Source organism: Granulicella sp. S156 (assembly GCF_009766105.1).
In the GTDB taxonomy this organism is placed as follows: Bacteria; Acidobacteriota; Terriglobia; order Terriglobales; family Acidobacteriaceae; genus Granulicella.
Map to the genome: position 1 here is coordinate 177,977 of NZ_LMUH01000013.1, position 17,867 is coordinate 195,843.

Annotated in this window: 17 protein-coding genes; 8 read left to right on the plus strand and 9 right to left on the minus strand. The window is 56.9% G+C overall.

Features of this window, described 5'->3' with window-relative positions:
* Positions 1-76: 76 nt before the first annotated feature.
* From GSQ91_RS10750 to GSQ91_RS10760, 3 genes are read right to left on the minus strand one after another with little or no spacing between them, the layout of a single operon-like run.
* Positions 77-538, minus strand: coding sequence for a protein-export chaperone SecB (locus tag GSQ91_RS10750; RefSeq protein ID WP_158821553.1), 462 nt, complete (start codon positions 536-538; stop codon positions 77-79).
* Positions 528-1,139: a type II toxin-antitoxin system HicB family antitoxin gene (locus GSQ91_RS10755; protein ID WP_158821554.1), complete on the minus strand. Its 612-nt coding sequence runs from the start codon at positions 1,137-1,139 to the stop codon at positions 528-530. The genes GSQ91_RS10750 and GSQ91_RS10755 overlap by 11 nt, the downstream gene beginning before the upstream one ends.
* A gap of 4 nt (positions 1,140-1,143) precedes the next feature.
* Entirely contained in the window at positions 1,144-1,410 is a 267-nt protein-coding gene (locus tag GSQ91_RS10760; RefSeq protein ID WP_158821555.1) for a hypothetical protein, read from the minus strand.
* Positions 1,411-1,694: 284 nt separating this feature from the next.
* Here GSQ91_RS10760 and GSQ91_RS10765 point away from each other — a divergent pair, with 284 nt between their 5' ends.
* Positions 1,695-2,030, plus strand: coding sequence for a hypothetical protein (locus tag GSQ91_RS10765; protein ID WP_158821556.1), 336 nt, complete (start codon positions 1,695-1,697; stop codon positions 2,028-2,030).
* A 334-nt stretch (positions 2,031-2,364) separates the two neighbouring features.
* Here GSQ91_RS10765 and GSQ91_RS10770 read toward each other — a convergent pair whose 3' ends face one another.
* A complete protein-coding gene (locus tag GSQ91_RS10770) occupies positions 2,365-2,520 on the minus strand; it encodes a hypothetical protein (protein ID WP_158821557.1) in 156 nt (51 codons plus the stop codon).
* Here GSQ91_RS10770 and GSQ91_RS10775 point away from each other — a divergent pair.
* Complete coding sequence (locus GSQ91_RS10775) at positions 2,519-2,959, plus strand: nuclear transport factor 2 family protein (RefSeq protein ID WP_158821558.1); 441 nt, start codon at positions 2,519-2,521, stop codon at positions 2,957-2,959. The genes GSQ91_RS10770 and GSQ91_RS10775 overlap by 2 nt on opposite strands.
* Positions 2,960-3,087: 128 nt before the next feature.
* Here the strand turns inward: GSQ91_RS10775 and GSQ91_RS10780 are convergent, their stop codons facing one another.
* Positions 3,088-3,639: a DUF4199 domain-containing protein gene (locus GSQ91_RS10780; RefSeq protein WP_158821559.1), complete on the minus strand. Its 552-nt coding sequence runs from the start codon at positions 3,637-3,639 to the stop codon at positions 3,088-3,090.
* Positions 3,640-3,775: 136 nt separating this feature from the next.
* Positions 3,776-4,246 carry a response regulator transcription factor gene (locus GSQ91_RS26120; RefSeq protein ID WP_158821560.1) on the minus strand — a complete coding sequence of 157 codons (471 nt, stop codon included), beginning with the start codon at positions 4,244-4,246 and terminating at the stop codon, positions 3,776-3,778.
* Positions 4,247-4,783: 537 nt separating this feature from the next.
* Between GSQ91_RS26120 and GSQ91_RS10790 the strand changes: the two genes are divergently transcribed.
* Positions 4,784-8,413, plus strand: coding sequence for a TonB-dependent receptor (locus tag GSQ91_RS10790; RefSeq protein ID WP_158821561.1), 3,630 nt, complete (start codon positions 4,784-4,786; stop codon positions 8,411-8,413).
* A gap of 219 nt (positions 8,414-8,632) precedes the next feature.
* Here GSQ91_RS10790 and GSQ91_RS10795 read toward each other — a convergent pair whose 3' ends face one another.
* The 3 genes from GSQ91_RS10795 to GSQ91_RS10805 form a co-directional block, all read right to left on the minus strand.
* Positions 8,633-9,955 (minus strand): trypsin-like peptidase domain-containing protein, encoded by a 1,323-nt coding sequence (locus GSQ91_RS10795; RefSeq protein WP_158821562.1) that lies wholly within the window; start codon positions 9,953-9,955, stop codon positions 8,633-8,635.
* Positions 9,956-10,170: 215 nt separating this feature from the next.
* Entirely contained in the window at positions 10,171-10,827 is a 657-nt protein-coding gene (locus tag GSQ91_RS10800; protein WP_158821563.1) for a YqaA family protein, read from the minus strand.
* Positions 10,828-10,864: 37 nt separating this feature from the next.
* Positions 10,865-11,365, minus strand: a complete 501-nt coding sequence (locus tag GSQ91_RS10805) for a molybdenum cofactor biosynthesis protein B (RefSeq protein ID WP_158821564.1) — start codon at positions 11,363-11,365, stop codon at positions 10,865-10,867.
* Between the two features lie 170 nt (positions 11,366-11,535).
* Between GSQ91_RS10805 and GSQ91_RS10810 the strand changes: the two genes are divergently transcribed.
* The 5 genes from GSQ91_RS10810 (at position 11,536) to GSQ91_RS10830 (ending at position 17,734) form a co-directional block, all read left to right on the plus strand.
* Positions 11,536-12,633, plus strand: a complete 1,098-nt coding sequence (locus GSQ91_RS10810) for a TonB C-terminal domain-containing protein (protein ID WP_158821565.1) — start codon at positions 11,536-11,538, stop codon at positions 12,631-12,633.
* Between the two features lie 4 nt (positions 12,634-12,637).
* Positions 12,638-12,865, plus strand: a complete 228-nt coding sequence (locus GSQ91_RS10815; RefSeq protein ID WP_158821566.1) for a hypothetical protein — start codon at positions 12,638-12,640, stop codon at positions 12,863-12,865.
* Positions 12,862-13,821, plus strand: coding sequence for a tRNA (adenosine(37)-N6)-dimethylallyltransferase MiaA (gene miaA, locus GSQ91_RS10820; RefSeq protein WP_158821567.1), 960 nt, complete (start codon positions 12,862-12,864; stop codon positions 13,819-13,821). The genes GSQ91_RS10815 and miaA overlap by 4 nt, the downstream gene beginning before the upstream one ends.
* A 99-nt stretch (positions 13,822-13,920) precedes the next feature.
* A complete protein-coding gene (locus GSQ91_RS10825) occupies positions 13,921-15,108 on the plus strand; it encodes an alpha/beta hydrolase (RefSeq protein ID WP_158821568.1) in 1,188 nt (395 codons plus the stop codon).
* Positions 15,109-15,247: 139 nt separating this feature from the next.
* Positions 15,248-17,734: a bifunctional (p)ppGpp synthetase/guanosine-3',5'-bis(diphosphate) 3'-pyrophosphohydrolase gene (locus GSQ91_RS10830; RefSeq protein WP_158821569.1), complete on the plus strand. Its 2,487-nt coding sequence runs from the start codon at positions 15,248-15,250 to the stop codon at positions 17,732-17,734.
* The last annotated feature ends 133 nt before the right edge of the window (positions 17,735-17,867 follow it).

The following is a 17,867-nucleotide window of genomic DNA, read 5'->3' on the forward strand; positions in this document are numbered from 1 at the left end:
CAGGCAGACGCGCTTCGCGCAAGTACAAAGGCCCCGCCGTTAGGTGGGGCCTTTGACGCCTGATATGAAGGTAATGCTATAACTCGCTAGTCATGGGCAAAACAATCGGATCGATCGCCATTCGGTAGCTTATATCTGAGACAAAGTGCCGTAAATAAGGGAAAAACACCAATCGAGCCTCTAAGCTAGCGAAGCGACTTACAGATTCTTCACTTGCTCGTTCAGTAAGTCTGAAGAGTGCGGAGAATCGTGCTTTTATCGATAGCAACGGTGCCTCGCTGCCTTTAGCTCGCTGAATCAGTTCGAAGTCTACAGCCACCACAAAAAAATCGTCTTCATGGGCAATGACTTTCTGGTCGATATCGATCTCGGTATTAACGGTATCGTCTTTCTTGCTTATTTGCGCGAGAGTGAGTCTGTCGATGGACACAGATGCTTCATCTAGCCCCAAGCCTGTAAATTTCACAGTTTTAATGAAAGCCATCCGTGAGTCGGTAACTAATGATGAAGCAGGAGGGGCCTTTTTCCTAATAGCCACTTGCAATCCTTTCTCTATCCGCAAGTGACTTGCTTAAAACGCCAAGCGGAGTATTGAGCTTTGCACTTCCTGGGACTAAGCCAACGGCAAACTCGATTGACTGACTGGAGATCGCGGATCGCGAAGACGAGTGACCTGCTGAGTAATGAACCAGCGATAAGCATCGTGTTGACGCTGGAGCATAGCCATTAGCATCTATCGCGTCGATAACGGAGCGATCAGGCATAGATTTCTGCATTTGCAGCTTTTGTCCGGCTGCCTCAGCCAAGATTGACAGAACAAGTTGATTCAAACTCACCCCATCATTTTTTGCGAGATCAACGAGCTTTTTATGTAATGAGCGTGGAACGCGCTGAAGCCACTTTCCGCTTGGGAGTTCGTCTTCCCCCTCAGGCTTTGGGATAGGTAAATCAGCTTTTAATGCTGCAGCTATCCAAAGCTCCTTGGCATCTTGAAGATGTCCAATAGCCTCCATTTCATCCTGCCCATCTGCAACGCAACCTTCCAACTCCTTTACTCGCGCAATGATGTCTCCATCTTCATCACGTTGAAGAATGGTTGTGTACGGAAGCTTCATATACTCCCGCAGTGTCTTTTCCATTTTGCTATTCATACCAACCCGTCTTGATCATGGCGTTCAGGAAGTCTTTGATGTATGCGGCCTTGAGTTGTTTGAACTCCTTCTTATGGATGCAAATGACGAAGATGGTGTCTTCGAAACGCCAGATCTTCATATGAGCATTGCCGCCGGTTTCAACTTCTCCGAACTGCTTTAGTTGATGCATCACCCAGTCAATATCTGCAAGCGTGACGTCCTTTGGCTCTGCAGCGAGTTCTAAAATTCTCGTCCTGACTTTTTCGGCAGATGCCATTGAGAGGTCAATCCTAAATACTTACTTTGGGCAGGGGGATTCATACTTGACTCCTCATGTGCTAGTGATACTATATGCAGTATCATAGCTATTGTACAAGCTCAATCTTAAATGAGAAAGCCGGACATGGTTTGCGTCCATGCCCGGCTGGTGGCGTCACCGCCTGCCACTCGGTAAGCAGAGTAGCGTATCGGCCAACTCTACGTTGTTGTAGGGGCCGTCTGCAAGCCCTCTTGATCTCGGCGGATCAACCAACGGGTTATTCAGACTCGTGAGAGGAACAAATGATTACTTTTGAAACTACCGATCCAGCTGCATTGCTCAATAAAATCAAGGCCGGGATTGACAGTGGCCACATCGTTACATGGTCATACGATAGCAATGGTGACTTTACTCATAGTGTCCCACAGTGGAAGTATCAGGCTTGGGTTCGCCCGAGCATTGCTGCTTCTGCTCTGACGTTTGTGATCGTTGGGCGTTCTGATGTTCGTCTTTCAGTTGAAACGTACGCTATTTACCATGGGCGCTTTCTCGAAATGATGCTTGCGCATTTCGACAAGAGTTTTACCACTGCGGATTCTACTGCGCTTGCATCGGTTTCCGATCTTATTGCAGCGTAAGAAGCGCTCGGGTGCCCATCCATTGCGTACGTTGCGGTGAATGGGCCCATCGGGCAACGCAGCCGCTCCTGCTGATGCTGTAGGCCCACCACCACCCGGAAGGGCACGGTTTCAACCGTGCCGTAAAAGCCGGGCCAAAGGCTCGTACCGCTCTGCCGAAGGCCGGAGTGGAGGCGCAGCCGTAACGACTGAATTGCCTTCCTCCATGTAACCAAGAGGTATGGGGTAACGGCTAAAATGCGCACATGTCTGTGCCGCCGAGAACCGCCATTGCCGGCATAGCCGCCGGTGTCTCTTCCGGGTCGAGGCAAGAGTCAGGCTCTTCATCGAGACATTACAGCACTATCGTGCCGAGGGGCTCTACAAGCTCTATGCTTTCGTTGTTATGGGTGACGTTGTCGATGACAAAAAGGAAGTTCTGGTTAACTGTTTCCGGAGTCAAACTGTCCGGCGGCTGCGTCTCTAACGGCAGAGGAATGGTGCGCCCCATGAAATTTGTCCTCCCCCTGTTGCTGTTGTGTTCGTTTTCGTTGGCACATGGCCAAGGTTGCCCAGCGGGTCAGCAAAAGGATCCGGCGACGCTGGTTCAGATCGAGCAAGTCTGGCTGCGAGCCGCGGAGCAGCACGATAAGGCTGCGCTAGAGTGCATTCTGGCAGATGAATTCGAAGAGGCTGACTTTGATGGCTCACTGATCGACCGCCGCGCAATGCTGGCGACCACCGCGAAGCCGAGCGCCGTTCCCTTCGAATTGTCTGACTTGCATGCGTATGTGCATGGCGATTCCGCGTATGTCCGCGGGGTAGGCGGGATAAGAAGCGCTGACGGAAAATTCCACGCGAAGAATCGCTTCACCGATATTTTTGTCTATCGCGATGGACGCTGGCAGTGTGTAGCCGGCCATGAATCGCATTTTCCTGAAGAACGTTAGCTAGCAGCCGGGCACCCCACATCTCGCTTCTGAGATGTGGGCCATCGCGCAACGCGCGACCGTTCCTGCTAAGGAATTAGACCGGATCACGAATCGGAAGGTCGGGGCTTACGCCCTGGCCTTTTGATCTATGGGGTCGTGACTGCGGGAGCGGCGGCGGGTTCGACAGGGGCTTTGCGGCGGAGGATGCCAGCAGAGATGAGAGTCATGATAAGGCCGACGGGAAAGGGCTCCATGAAGGTGTAGGCCATGTTGACGAAGGGATTCTGGTAGAGCTGCTGAGAGCGCTGTATGGCAGCGACCCGCGCGGCGGTGGTGGCGGGATCAAGTCCGGAGGACTGGACCTTGTGAATCTGCGCGGCGAAGTAGCTGTCCATGAAGTGGGGCATGAAGTTGAAGTAGAGGACCTCCCACGTGGCGACGTAGCAGACGCAAGTGATGAGGGCGATCAGGATGCCGCAGGCGAAGGCGCGGCCGAAGGAAATTTGGCCGGCCAGGGTGTTGTCGCGGTAGCTGCGGATGCCGAAGTAGATGAGCAGGAACGACGCCACCAGGTTGGCGTAGCCGAGAACCAGGCTGTGGCCAGAGCCGATCTTGTCGAAGAGGAGAACCGAGCCGTCCATAAGGACGGACATGATGAGGCCGGCGATGAGGCCGAAGGCAAGGACGGTTTTCTTCATGGGAGGGCTCCTTGTGCGAGTGAGGATGGAGTCACTATGCGGTGTAGCGGGGCCGGATGTCGTCATCCATTCGGATGATTTTTGAGGAATGGAGCGGAAATCGTGCTTTCGGGTGACGCGTGCTTTGGGTGAGACATCAGGGCAGGAGACCGAGTTCTTTGCCGCGCTGGACGGCCTGGGTGCGACGGACAGCTCCGAGCTTGTCGAAGGTGCGGGCACAGTGAGTCTTGACGGTGTTTTCGGAGACGAAAAGCTGCGTGGCGATCTCGCGATTGCTGAAGCCGCCGGCGATCAGGGTGAGGATTTCGAGCTCGCGTGCCGTGATGCCGAGGGTCTGCTGGCGGGTCGTATTGGGAGCGAAGGATTCGAGGGCGGGGGCCTCCGCGGGGACAGGCACTTCTCTCACCACGACCGTTTCGCGGATGGTTTCGCGACTGCGCGTGATGCGGAGGCCGAGCCAGATGCCGAAGGTCGCGAACAGGATGGCGACGAGCGCGCTGTAGAGCTCCACGGAGTGCTCGATGATGACGAAGCGGTATTCGGTGTATTGGAGGGTGGCGATGAGGAGGCCGCCGACGAGACCGAAGATGAGGACGTGGCGCTTCATGATGAGGTTGTGAAGAAGTATAACGGAGACGGCGAGGAAGTGGTTTCACCGGCCGGGTGCCCCACATCTCGTTTCTGCGCTGCGTGCCATCGCGCAAAGAGGATGTGTAAAACCGCGCCGCCAGATCATTCTTGATCGGCAACACCTGAATGCGATCTGGCATCACAACAGAAAGCACAAAACTTATAAACCCCTTTGACGCAATCTCGATAAGAATCCTGGCGCGAGCCTCGATTTGGAAGACATAGCGTCGATTAATAAATAACCGCAGTAATCAAGAAGGTACTGGCAATAACAATTCTCAGCAGCCCCGCGCACGCATTTTTATGCGATGTCCCCGTGCGTCTGGGCTCACCGAGAGGGCCAAATATCAGTCGCTATGTAAACGTTTCCTCGCCGCCGCTCGAAAAACTACGTTAGCGTTTAAGTATGGGATTTCACGGTATCGTAAACGTTTACACGGTTGACAAGGCTTAAGCTGGCCATATAAGCTGCCGCCCATCAGATTGCATTACTTTTTCAGAGGCCGAAGCACCCATGACGAACTTCAATAATGAGCAGGAATCCTACATCGCTCTATCATCGCGATCGATCAAGCTCTCCAAAACAAACCTAAAAAAACCGCTCTCAAGTCGAGACCAATCTCTCAGTAGTTATTCGTTTAAATCAACCTATTTCGCATGTATCTTTGCGATCATTTTTTCTCTGCTGGGCGGGACCGCAGCCCATGCCCAGTTGGATCAGGGCACCCTTGCTGGAACCGTGCACGACAGTACCGGCGCCGCCATCCCCAACGCCACCGTCACCCTGGTCGATGAAGCGACAGGGCTCTCTCTGGTCCGCTCGTCCGATAGCGAGGGAATCTTTACCTTCACCCCGATCAAAATCGGCAGCTATAAGGTCACCGTCTCCGCGCAGGGCTTCTCCAAGTCCGAACAAAAGGGGCTCGTCGTCAATGCTTCCGCGCGTATTGAGGTGCCGATAACGCTTGCTGCCGGTGCCGTTACCGAGACCGTCGAGGTCACCACGGACCCTGCAATATTGCAGACTGATAATTCCTCCACGGGGGCAACTATCCCCGCAGCGGCAATCGTTTCGACCCCTTTGGTTACGCGAAATCCTATCTTCATCGCACAGCTTACTCCTGGAGTTGCTCCAGCTGCGCAAGGAACCCGCGGCACGAATGGTGGTGATTTTTCGGCCAACGGCCAACGGACTGGACAGAACAACTACATCTTTGATGGCGTCGATAACAACGCCATGTTGGTCGATGAACCCAGCGGTGCCATGTACGTCATCAAGCCGATTCCTGAATCGCTTGCTGAATTCAAAGTTCAGACCTCCAGCTATAACTCGGAGCTTGGCCGCGCGGCTGGTGCAGTAGTCATCGCGAGTATGAAATCGGGATCCAACCAGATTCACGGCTCTTTGTGGGAGTACTGGCGGAATGACATCCTTAATGCTCGTGACTACTTTGAACCCTCCAAACCGAAGTATCGCCAGAACCAGTTTGGCGCAGCCATCGGCGGACCGATCCTCAAGAACAAGCTCTTCTTCTTCGGTGATGTGGAAGGAAACCGCGTTATCTTCGGCCAGAGTTCCATCAACACCGTTCCCACTCTCAAAATGAGAACGGGCGACTTCAGCGAATTGCTGAGCGCCACGGATACAGGTGGCAGTCCGAAGACACTCTATCCAGCGGGTACAAACAGCAGCATCAACCCTAACCCCACTCCGTTGAATTGCAACGGCGCGATAAATGTCATTTGCCCGGCCCAAATCGACGCCGTAGCGCAAGGACTTTTCAACCTTCTACCAGCCCCGAACTATGGTGCCTCCGGCCAGACGTACAGTAACTATCAGTTTCTGGGCGGAGCGAAGGACAACACTGTCCAGTACGATGGACGCCTGGACTGGAACCTAAGCCAGAAAGATCAGATATTCACCAAATATAGTGTCGTCAATGAGCAGCAAACGTATCCAAGCCCCTTCGGCATACTCGATGGTTCAGGTTTTGGCACGAGTGGCAACGTCACAGATAAGGCACGCCAGTTCACCCTCTCGGAGACGCACTTCTTCACGTCGACTTTGGCCAACGAATTTCGAGTTGGCTATAACTGGATCAATGCGCAGTACGCACAACCCAACGCCGATACGGATCTTTCCCCACAGTTTGGGCTCGGGGGCATTCCCTTCGAGTCAGGGAACGGCGGTTTGCCATTCTTCGATTTTGGCGGGGGCCAGAATCTCGGAACCAGTACCAATCCGAACCCTACCTCCTTCGGCTCAGCACAGTATCTTCCTACCAACGAATTCGAGAATGTCGCCCAGCTTCTGGACAACGTCTCCAAGACGATTGGCAAGCACAGCCTGAAGTTCGGTTTCAATCTACAGAGGATTCGTATTCAGACTCTGCAGATACCGCAGGCACGTGGATACTACGACTTCACCGGCAAGTTCACGGAAGATCAAGCCAATCAAGCCAACTCCGGCTTTGGCGGGGCCGACTTCCTGCTCGACCAGATGAACACGGCCTCGGTTTCAAACTTCTCGTTGGTACACGACCAACGCTGGTATCGCAGTGCGTACTTTCAGGACGACTGGCGCGTAAGCTCAGCCCTGACCATCAACATGGGACTTCGCTATGACTACTTCCAGCCATTTGTAGAATTGAATGGCCGGCAAGCTAACTTTTTGATTGATTACGACAACAACACTGCGACCTACCTGCTTCCCAATGATGCCAAGCAATACACATTGCCAGCGGCGTTTCTCAACGAACTCGCCGCCAACAATGTGCCCGTCGTTTACGACAATAATCCTGCGTTGACGGATGCCCAAAAAACAAACTTTGGGCCACGTTTCGGTTTTGCTTATTCTGCAAATAACAAGCTGGTGATTCGCGGCGGGTATGGGATCTTCTTCGGGGGCTTTGAGAATGTGGGTTTCAGCCCAAATCTTGCCCTCAATGCTCCGTTCCTTTTTACCTCGAACTTTAGCAGTGGTGGCTGCGCACCAGGCCCGGGCAACTGCGCTAACAATGGCATCACGCTTGAGAATGGATTTACCACAGCACTGTCTGCTGGACTGTCCAATTACATAACGACTCCGGGTATCAATATGTATCCGAAGACGTTGAAGACAGCCTATACGCAGGGGTTCAATCTTGCGCTGCAGTATCAGCTTCCCGACAACTCAACGCTTACCGCTGCTTATGTCGGAGCCTTGGGCGATCACATCACTTCGAACCCCTCCGCCAATCAGATCCCTTATTTGCTGACTCCCGGAGCTTCCGTGCAGGCGAACCGGCCGTTCAATCAATTCTCTGGAGGGTCACTTGAAGCCAACGGCAGCAGCTCTAACTTCAACAGCCTCCAGGTTACTGGAGAGCATCGCGCCAGGGGCGGTCTGTATTTTATGGCCAACTATACCTGGTCCAAGAGCCTGGATGACTCCACCCAGCCGCTCGGCGGAACAAACGGATCTAATTATCGCAACTGGAGGCAGTTGGGCTTTGGCTATGATTATGGCCCAACCGCAACGGACACTCGTCACCGCTTCATTCTGAACTCTCAATATCAATTGCCTGTAGGGAATGGGCGCAAATACCTGAATCAGTCGAGGGTGTTGGATGCGCTTGTGGGTGGTTTCAACCTGAGTCTCCTCTTCCGTGTTGAGACGGGTCAGCCAAATCTGGTGACCGCAGGCAATAATCCTACCAATGGAGCAGGCAACGCAGATGCTGTAAGGATTGGTAATCCTTTCGCGACGGGTGGCTCCAACCCCGACCCCAGCGTAGCCTGCGCTACGAAGACGCGTACGGTTAAGACCTGGTTCAACCCTTGCGCCTATACCAACCCTCCTGTAGCTGATGGACCTGATGACATCGCAGCTTATGGCCCACCGCTGCGCCAGGTTGTTTATGGACCGGGGTACAACCGCCTCGACCTGTCTCTTTCCAAGACCTTCCCGCTGTGGCATCAAACCACACTGGACTTCCGTGCAGATCTGTACAACGCGCTCAACACTCCAACCTATGGTCCGCCCAATACAACGGTAGGATCCGGCTTCGGACAAATATCCAGCACACGTTTTGGTGGATCGGGAATCGCAGCGGAATCGCCGGATGCTCGGGTCGCTCAATTCTCAGCCAAGCTCCACTTCTAACTAACCTCGTGTAATAAAAGGGCCGACGCTATAGCAGCGTCGGCCCTTTTATTTACCGTGCTTTTCGTTGAGTAGTTTTGCTTTTACATAACTACAAATCCGTCATCCTGAGCGAAGTAGTTCGCGTATTTTACGAACTACGTAGTCGAAGGAACCCCGAAGAATTCTACTTACCGATACAGGCCGAACTATTTCAACCTCTAGATTCTTACCACCTCTTTATGGCGCAACAACCGGATCAAGCTCAGCCGAGATTCTCTGCGAACCACCAGGCTGCACCTGAAGCGTACGTTCGTAAGGCTGATAGCCCTTCTTCGTAATCTTGACGACTCTCTTTCCTTCGGCGACCGCCAGATCCGAAGGAGTATTACCCAGAAACACCCCATCGATTTCAATATCTGCGCCTGCCGGAGTGGAACTAATAGAGATCTTCCCCGCTACAGAGGATTCGGCATGCTGCGTAGAATCCGTCTTAGCCCCCAGAGTGACTCCTAAGCGTTGATGAACAACCTGCGCCAATTCTGTGGAAGACAACGCGAAGTTGATCCCCGGCGTGCCTGCTCCGGCAAAGCCTAATGTATTGACGCCAACGACGTAGCCCGCACGGTTAATCAGAGGACCGCCGGAGTTTCCGTGATTAATCGTTGTGTCTGTCTGAATCCAGGTGCCCGTACGCCTGGCGACATTGGCCACTGTCTCGTCGGAGAATTGACGGACTCCGCTGACGATGCCCTTGGTCACGGAGTTAGGCAGCAGGGAGACTCCATCCGCATCGTGAATTCCAGGGGTGCCGATGGCAATCACTTCAGCACCCTGCACCGGGATAGAAGGACTCAGCAACAGGAAAGGCGCGTTATGAGCGTCCACCTTAATCAGCGCCAGATCGCGATCCTGATCGACATAGATATTGCTGCTCGGGAGCTCCTTTCCGCTGGCCGTAACAATGGTTGCTGATTGCTGGCCTTCAACGACATGCGCATTCGTGGCTATCAGCCCCTCGTCCGTGATGAAGAATCCACTCCCACTGCCCGCGGACGTTTTAACCAGCACGATCGCCGGCAACGAGTTGTGGATAATTTGTTCGATCGGAAGGCTTTCCGATTCAACGATCGCTGAAGAGGCTGTGGCACCACCTGACGGGGACCCTTGGCCCACAAACGCCTGGACGGGATCCAGCCGAATATTAAAGTGGTCTGTGTCCAGTTGATAGAACTCAAAGCTGGCTCCGCCATTGAAGCTGTTCCAGACATGGGGTCCCGTAGTTAAGGTGACGTTCTTGGGGACGAACCCGTCTTTGATCAAGCGTATGGCGAGCGGGTCATCTACATGGCTGCTGTAGGCAAAGTGCTTTGCGCCGAAGTAGCCGGATGAAACATTGATGCTGCACGGCGTCGTGCAGGTAATGTTTCCATTGAGTTCGACCTGTGCGCCTTCAGGCGAGGTATCAATGGATACCTTTTTGTCGCCGGCATGAGCCATCTGGCTCAACGAGAAAAGTCCGCAAAGCACCAGAGCGGAAAGAGGGCTGCGTGAAAGCTGCATTCATGACCTCGCTAAAATGAACAACAGGGGTTATCGCCTTTTGTTCGCCATGTTAGCGTCGAGACAAGGTCATGTCCACAAAAATAATGATTGGATAAACATTTATTTCATCGTGGGGGACAGCTTTATCGCGTCCATTTCCTGTTTCCTGTTTCCTGTTTCCTGTTTCCTGTTTCCTGTTTCCTGTTTCCTGTTTCCTGTTTCCTGTTTCCTGCCTACTCGCTGTCTTCCGACGGCAAACGCTCGCCTTTGCGCCGGTCGAAGAGCTTGCGGGTGATGTAGAAAAGCAGCACCAGCAGCGCCCCAATGGCTACTCCGATCACCACGCTCAGGTGGCGATGCAGTATGCCGTGCATGGTATGCACCAGCTTCGGCCCGAACCAGATCGTCAGCAGCGAGCACGCCAGAAACTGTACAAACTTTCCCGTAAAGATCGCCAGCAGGAACGGCAGAGGCTTCATCTCGAAGACGCCTGCGGCAAACTCAAACAGCTTGAGCGGTGTCGGTGGCGGAAGCATCGCCGGAATCATAATGGCGAAGAACTCCTGCCGCTCGAAGCGGTCGCGAATCTTCTCATAGCGTTCGCGGTTGATCCGTTTGAGCAGCACCAGCTCCCCGCCCGCGCGCCCAATGTAGAAGGGAACCAGCGACCCAATCGCCGACGCCACAGACGCGATAAGGCAGTAGATCAGGAAGCGGCTATGGTTGGTCGCGACGTAGCCAATGATGACGCCGTCCATCGAAACCGGAATCGGAATCAACGCGGAGTCGATGAAGGCAAGACCGCCCACTCCCCAGACTCCAAGCGGTTTCATCACGGCCAGCAGGGTGGTCGAAACTTTGTGCAAAAGTGCAATAGGTCCAATGATCACGAAGCTTTATTCTACCGCTTACGTCAGTCAGGCAGTATTAGTGATCGGTCTTACCGGATAGCAGGTCGAGCGCGTGCTGCAGCAGCGGAAGTACCGCCCGCAGCGAACTCTCGGCACCGGAAGGACTTCCGGGTAAATTAACCATCAGCGTTTGCCCCAGAATGCCACAGACTCCGCGCCCCAGCGCCGCAAACGGGGTGTGCCGCGCTCCGTCCTGGCGGATCAACTCCGCCAGCCCCGGAACCAGGCGATCGCAGACAGCCAGTGTGGCTTCCGGCGTAACGTCGCGTGCGGCAAGGCCCGTTCCGCCAGTGGTGACGATCAGTGCAGCGTCCTGGGCGGCCTCACGCAGCGCGGCGACGATGTCCGCCTGCTCATCGGCAACGACGCGCAGGCCGAGCACCTCCGCTCCGGCCTCCGTGAGCAGTCGAGCAACCGCCGGTCCGGAGAGATCAATCTGCGTTCCGGCAAAGCAGCGGTCACTCGCCGTAAGGACAACGGCGGTGCGTCCGGTGAGCGGGAGGGGAGCAGTGGCCATGATCGAAGTCTATCGCTCTCATCTCCAAGGGCATAGAGACTGCAAAGATGGAAAAGTTAAGATCGCAAAAGATGAGAAAATAGACAAGCCAGCATCTACTCAGATCTGGCGATCGGTCGTGCTGGCGAAACTTTGTGCTGGCTAAACCGTCACAGACTTCAAGACTGCTGATGCCGCCTATTCAAACGCCGATTGAACCCGGACCACCGACACCGGAGCAGGACTCGCCTGAATCTCGGGCACAGACCCCTGCGTCCACACCCGATTCCGATGCGCCACTCTCCTTTGTGCCGCACGATCCAGGGCCGCAAGCTCCTGTTAAACCCATCCGTATCCGCACCAACCGCTACGGCGAATTGGAAGAGCACGAACTCGTCCACCTGCTCGATACCATCGAGGACGAGCGCGCGCGAGGGCGGTTCCGCGAGTCGATCTACATATCGGTCTTCTTCTGGCTGGTAGTGGCGTGGCTTATCTTCTACGGTCCACGCGTCCTGTGGCATGCTCCGGTGCTGATCAGCCCGTCGGATGTGCTGAAGAATCGTGAGCTTACGCAGTTGAACATGCCGACGTTGTCGTCTCGTGCACCTGCGCCGAGGCCCGTGGCCAAAGCTCCGGACAATCACACTCTGAACCGCCTGCGCGAAAGAGATAGAGAAAGAGCTACCCCTGCGCCCGCACCTCCTCCGCCAACCCCAGCTCCGGCGAACGCTACGCCCACGCCTCCTACGCCTATCCCACCGACGCCCCAGCCGCGTACGCCAACTCCTCCGTTGGCTGACGCTCCGACCCCGCAACCCGCTACCAAGCCGGACTTCAATACGAACTCGGGCACCGCGGGCGATAACATTCGGCGGGCGGAACGTGGATCCCTCAGTGGTGGTGGCGGCGGTGACTTCGCCCGCAGCCCTTCCAGATCGGATAAGCAGGCTGGCGTAGAGGTCCTCTCCGATACGCAGGGTGTCGACTTCAGCGACTACCTGCGCCGTCTCAAGTCGGATATCTATCGCAACTGGATTCCCCTATTGCCTGTGGAGACCGAGCCACCGCTCTCGAAGCAAGGCGAGACCTACATTCGCTTTACGATTCTTCCCGATGGCCGCATTGGCGATATGCATCTGGAGGGCTCGACCCACGACGATGCCATCAATAAGGCTGCCTGGGGTTCCATCACCAGCGAAGGCCAGTTCCCGCCGCTGCCCAAGCAGTTCCATGGACCTAACCTCGAATTGAGGTTCCTCTACATGGTCAACGAGCCGCAACGCTAAACGCATGACGCCGCAGTCCGAACACCGTGCCGAGCCGCCCCGGATTCCAGCGCCGACTCGCACCCTGGAGCGCGCGCAACTGGAGCGCAAGGCCTACTTCCGCAAGCGCGAGCAGATGGAACATCGCAGCCTCATGCGCGGACTGTTCTTACTGGCGTTGCTGGTACTGGTTGAGAGCATCGCACGAGCTGGCGTGGATCGCGTCTTCATCCCTGGGTGGTGGAGACCGTGAGCGGTCCTGAGCAGACACATCAAACTCCTCTCCTGGTTGTCGCAGGCCCTACCGCAAGCGGCAAAACAGCGCTGTCGCTGGCGCTGGCTGAGCAGATCGGTGGCGAGATCGTCAGTTGTGATTCCGTCGCAGTCTACCGGCTCATGGACATCGGTTCGGCCAAGCCGACGCTCGAAGAGCGCGCGCGAGTGCCGCAACACTGCCTCGATCTCTACTGGCCCAATGAAGCCTGCACCGCGGGCGACTATGCAAGGCACGCGCGCGCAGCCATCGCCGGCATTCGCGACCGGGGACGTGTGCCCATCGTCGCTGGGGGAACAGGGTTGTACCTGCGCGCGCTGCTGCAGGGGCTTGCGCCCGCGCCACCGCGCGATGAGGCGTTGCGCGAGCGGCTTCGGCAGCTTGCCGCGAAGCATGGCTCCCCCTGGCTACACCGTCTGCTGCAGCGGCTCGACAAGCAGGCTGCCCAGGTTATCCACGCCAACGACACCCCAAAGCTGATCCGCAGCATCGAAGTCACGCTCGCCGCCAGGCAGCCGCAGACCGAGCAGTGGCAGGCCGGGCGCGATGCCTTGCAGGGGTATCGCGTGATGCAGTTTGCCCTGGGGCCACCCCGGGAGGCTCTTTACGCGCGCATCAATCAACGCGCCGCGGCGATGTTCGATCGTGGCCTGATCGAGGAGACCGAGAGTCTGCGCCTGCGTTTCGGCGACGGCTGCCGCGCCTTGACGTCACTCGGCTATGCGCAGGCGATGGCCGTTCTGCGTGGCGCCCTCACGCTCGAAGCCGCAATTTCAGCGGCACAGCAGGGGCACCGCAACTATGCGAAACGTCAGTTGACCTGGTTTCGGCGCGAGCCGGAGATGCACTGGCTCGCAGGTTTCGGTGACGACAGGGTAGTGCTGAAGGAGGCCCTCCGGCTTGCTCAAAAGTACGTTGTAGCCACCGGCGTCTGAGGAACCGCTGATCGGCCTTCTTCGGCTGCGCTCAGAGCCGTGACTACGGCTACGAAGCAACGGCAAACTCCAGCTGCGGTAAAATTAATCGAACCCTAAATGCGTCTCCCTTCAAGAGAACGTTTTTTCGCGCACACGATAAGCCTGTCTGCGTTAACAACAGTAGTCGCCCTCGCGCTGACCGCCGTAACGTTGCGTGCGCAGAAGCCGGAGTCCAGGCCGGAGGTTCTGAAGACGCCCCTTGGGATTACCGAGACAGGCATACTTGCGGGAGCGGGGTATCGCATCGACATTCCCAACGAGTGGAACCACTCGCTGGTCATCTACTACCACGGCTATTCCATGCAAGGGGTTAGGTTCCACGGCGCCGAGCGCATTGGGTCGCGGAAGATGCCCCTCTTCGAGCGCCACTATGCGATTGCGCAGAGCGCCTATTCGCAGCCAGGTTGGGCTCTTCAGCAGGCCTTTCCCGAGACCGAACAGTTACGCCGCTACTTCATACGGGCCTACGGCCAGCCACGCGAGACCTACGTTGCAGGCGAGTCGATGGGCGGCGCTCTTACGATGATTACGCTGGAGTTGAACCCGAAGCCCTATCTTGGCGGGCTGGATCTCTGTGGCGCCGTTGGGCCTTCGTCCGAGTCCTTTGAGCGGCGTTTTGCCTTGCGCGCCGCCTTCGACTACTACTTTCCCGGCGTGATGCCTCCGCTGGTTCCCACTCCCGCCGACTACGCGATATCGCCCGCCCTTGACGAGAAGATCGAAGCCGCTCTGCGCGCCAACCCCACCGCAGCGACGGAGATGCGCGCTCTCACTGGCCTCCACACCGATGTAGGGCTTGCCCAGGACGTCGCCTATTTCACCTTCGTGATTGGTGACATACAGCGTCGGGCCGGTGGCAACCCCTTCGACAACCGGAACTATATCTACACCGGAACCAACCCCACCTCGAGCGTCGGCGACTATGCCTTGAATGATGGTGTTCGCCGTTACGCCGCCGATCCCAGGGCGAAAGACTACCTCTACCGTCACTACACGCCGAGCGGCCGTCTGGCCAAGCCGATGCTCGCGCTTCACACGATCTACGACCCAGTGGTTCCTGCCACCACCCTGTCGCTGTATGACCACCTTGTAGCATCCGCCGGCTTCGAGCAGAACCTCGTGCAGCAGTATGTCCATCGCGAAGGCCATTGCGTCATCAGCCAGGACGAAGTTGGCCGGGCATTCGACGAACTGGTGCGGTGGACCCATCAAGGTTCAAGGCCCACGCCCGGACAGCTGAAGTAAATAGTGACAAGTGATAAGTGGCAAGTGAATAAACCAAACGGGCGTTTTCTACCCGTTCTGTCCACTTACCACTTGTCACTTATCACTCGTCACTCGCCTCCACTCATCACTACGTACCACTACCCACGTATAATGGCCTATGGCTATAGCGCGGCCGGTTGTACCCGGCCCTGAATCAAGGGAAGGCCGCTTCCCAGCGGCCGGCTCACAGACATCGCTCGCGCCACCACTCAGCGAAACCGGCATGGAGCTCGAAGCAACGCCTCCAACCACTTCGTTAAGCGATTCCCTGCCTGCAAAGGCTGCCATCGACCTCGGCGAACCATCCGGGGCTTCTCTTTCGACACAGCCTCCCGATTCTGCAGAAGAACCCAGCACCCGCGTGCTCTCCGGAGATCCGGCGCTGGACGTCCGCTTCGAGCGCATGCTCGCGACGGTGCGCGCCAACCGCCCCGCGGACGACCTTCATCTGATTCGCTCGGCATGGATCTTCTGCATGCAGCAACACGCGGAGCAGAAGCGTGCCTCGGGCGAGCCCTATGTCATCCATCCGCTGGAAGTCGCGCAAGTGCTCGCCGAGCTGAAGATGGACTCCACCGCCATCGCCGCAGGCCTGCTGCACGACGCGGTGGAAGACACCGACGTTACCCCGGCAGAGATCGCCAAGCGCTTCGGCGAGCAGGTTGCGCACATTGTCGAGGGCGTCACCAAGCTCGACAAGATCAAGTTTGCCAACCGCGAAGACCATCAAGCCGAGAACATCCGCAAGATGTTGCTCGCCATGGTCACAGATGTCCGAGTGGTCATCATCAAGCTCGCCGACCGCCTGCACAACATGCGCACGCTCGAGCACCTGAAGCCCGAGAAGCAGCAACGCATCGCCCGCGAGACACTCGAAGTCTATGCCCCGCTGGCGCACCGCCTGGGCATGGGCAAACTGCGTGGCGAACTGGAAGACCTCGCCTTCCGCTACACCGACCCTTTCCAGTACACGCAGCTTACGACCGAGGTCGACTCGCTGCGCGGCGAGGGCGAAGCGTTTCTGCACCGCATTGTGAGCACGCTCGAAACCAAGCTGCGCGAGGCCAACATCAAGGCCCGCGTGGAGTCGCGTATCAAGCGGCTTTATTCCATCCAGCAGAAGCTCACCGCGCATGGAATTCCCGTCGACCAGGTCTATGATCTCTTCGCCATCCGCGTGATCACGCAGACGGAACAGGATTGCTACGCAGCGCTCGGCCTGTTGCACAGCACCTGGCGGCCTGTGCCGGGGCGTTTCAAAGACTTCATCGCAATGCCGCGGCCGAATATGTATCAGTCGCTGCACACCACGCTGATCGCCGAGGGTGCGCACCAGTTCGAGGTGCAGATCCGCACTGAAGACATGCACGAGGTCGCGGAAGAGGGCATCGCCGCGCACTGGAAGTACAAAGCCAGCGACAACGTGAGCGCGGCCGACGAGCAGCGGCTGGCCTGGGTGCGTCAGCTGATGGAGTGGCAGCGCGAGATGTCCGACCCCAACGAGTTCATGTCGACGCTGCGCATCGACCTGTACCCCGCGGAGGTCTACACCTTCACGCCCAAGGGCAAGGTCATCGTGCTGCCCAAGGATGGCACGCCGGTCGACTTCGCCTACGCCATTCACACCGACGTCGGCCACACGACCACGGGCGCCAAAGTAAACGGACGCATCGTTCCGCTGCGGCACAAGCTGCGCAACGGCGACATCGTCGAGATCATGACGCAGACGGGCCATGCGCCCTCACGCGACTGGCTGAGTTTTACCAAGAGCTCGCGCGCGCGCAACAAGATCAAGCACTGGCTCAACGAGAACCAGCGCGCCCGCGCCATCGAGATCGGCCGCAAGCTGCTGGACCGCGAAGCCCGCCGCTACAAGCTCTCGCTCGACAAGTTCAAGATCGCCGACTTCGACCGCATTGCGAACGACTATGGCCTGGGCGGCGAACAGGACCTGCTGGCCGGCATCGGCTTTGGAAAGTATTCAGCCCGCCAGGTGCTGAACAAACTCGAACCCGGCAGCACCATGGCCCCCGAAACCGCGCCGACAGAGCCGGGAGCAGTCGGCAACACACTCTCGCACATGTCCGACGCCGTGAAGCGTGTCTTCTTCGGTAAAGGTTCGGACTCGCTGCAGGTGGAGGGGCAGGATGATCTCCTGGTCTACCGCGCGCGATGTTGCAATCCGATTCGCGGCGAAGAGATCATCGGCTATGTAACGCGCGGCAAGGGTGTGGCTGTGCATGCACGAAGCTGTCCCAACGTGCAGAACCTGCTGTATGAAGCCGATCGCCGCATCGATGTCGACTGGGCGGCTTTGGCCCCCCCATCGCCCGCTGGCACGAAGCAGGGACCGAAGCCCACGACCTATCCGGTAAAGCTGACCGTGGTCTGCGACGACCGTTCCGGCCTGCTGAAAGAGTTCACGGCCATCATCTCCGAAGACGGCACGAATATTCGCTCACTCGATACCAAACCCTCGGTGGACGGTGTGGTGAACGTAGACTTCGTGATCGAGACGGTCGACCTTCGCCACCTCACGCGGCTGACACAGAACCTGCGCAAGGTACCCGGCGTCCGCGAAGTGATGCGCGTCCAGAAAATATAGTTCGTACCGGATCGCGGGCCTATCCCCATATCCGTCCCAGAGTTATCGATCAATCCCCCAAAGTCTGTCATCTCGACCGGAGGCGCGTTTTTTGCGCCGCAGTGGAGAGACCCCTTGATGCAGAGCGTGATGC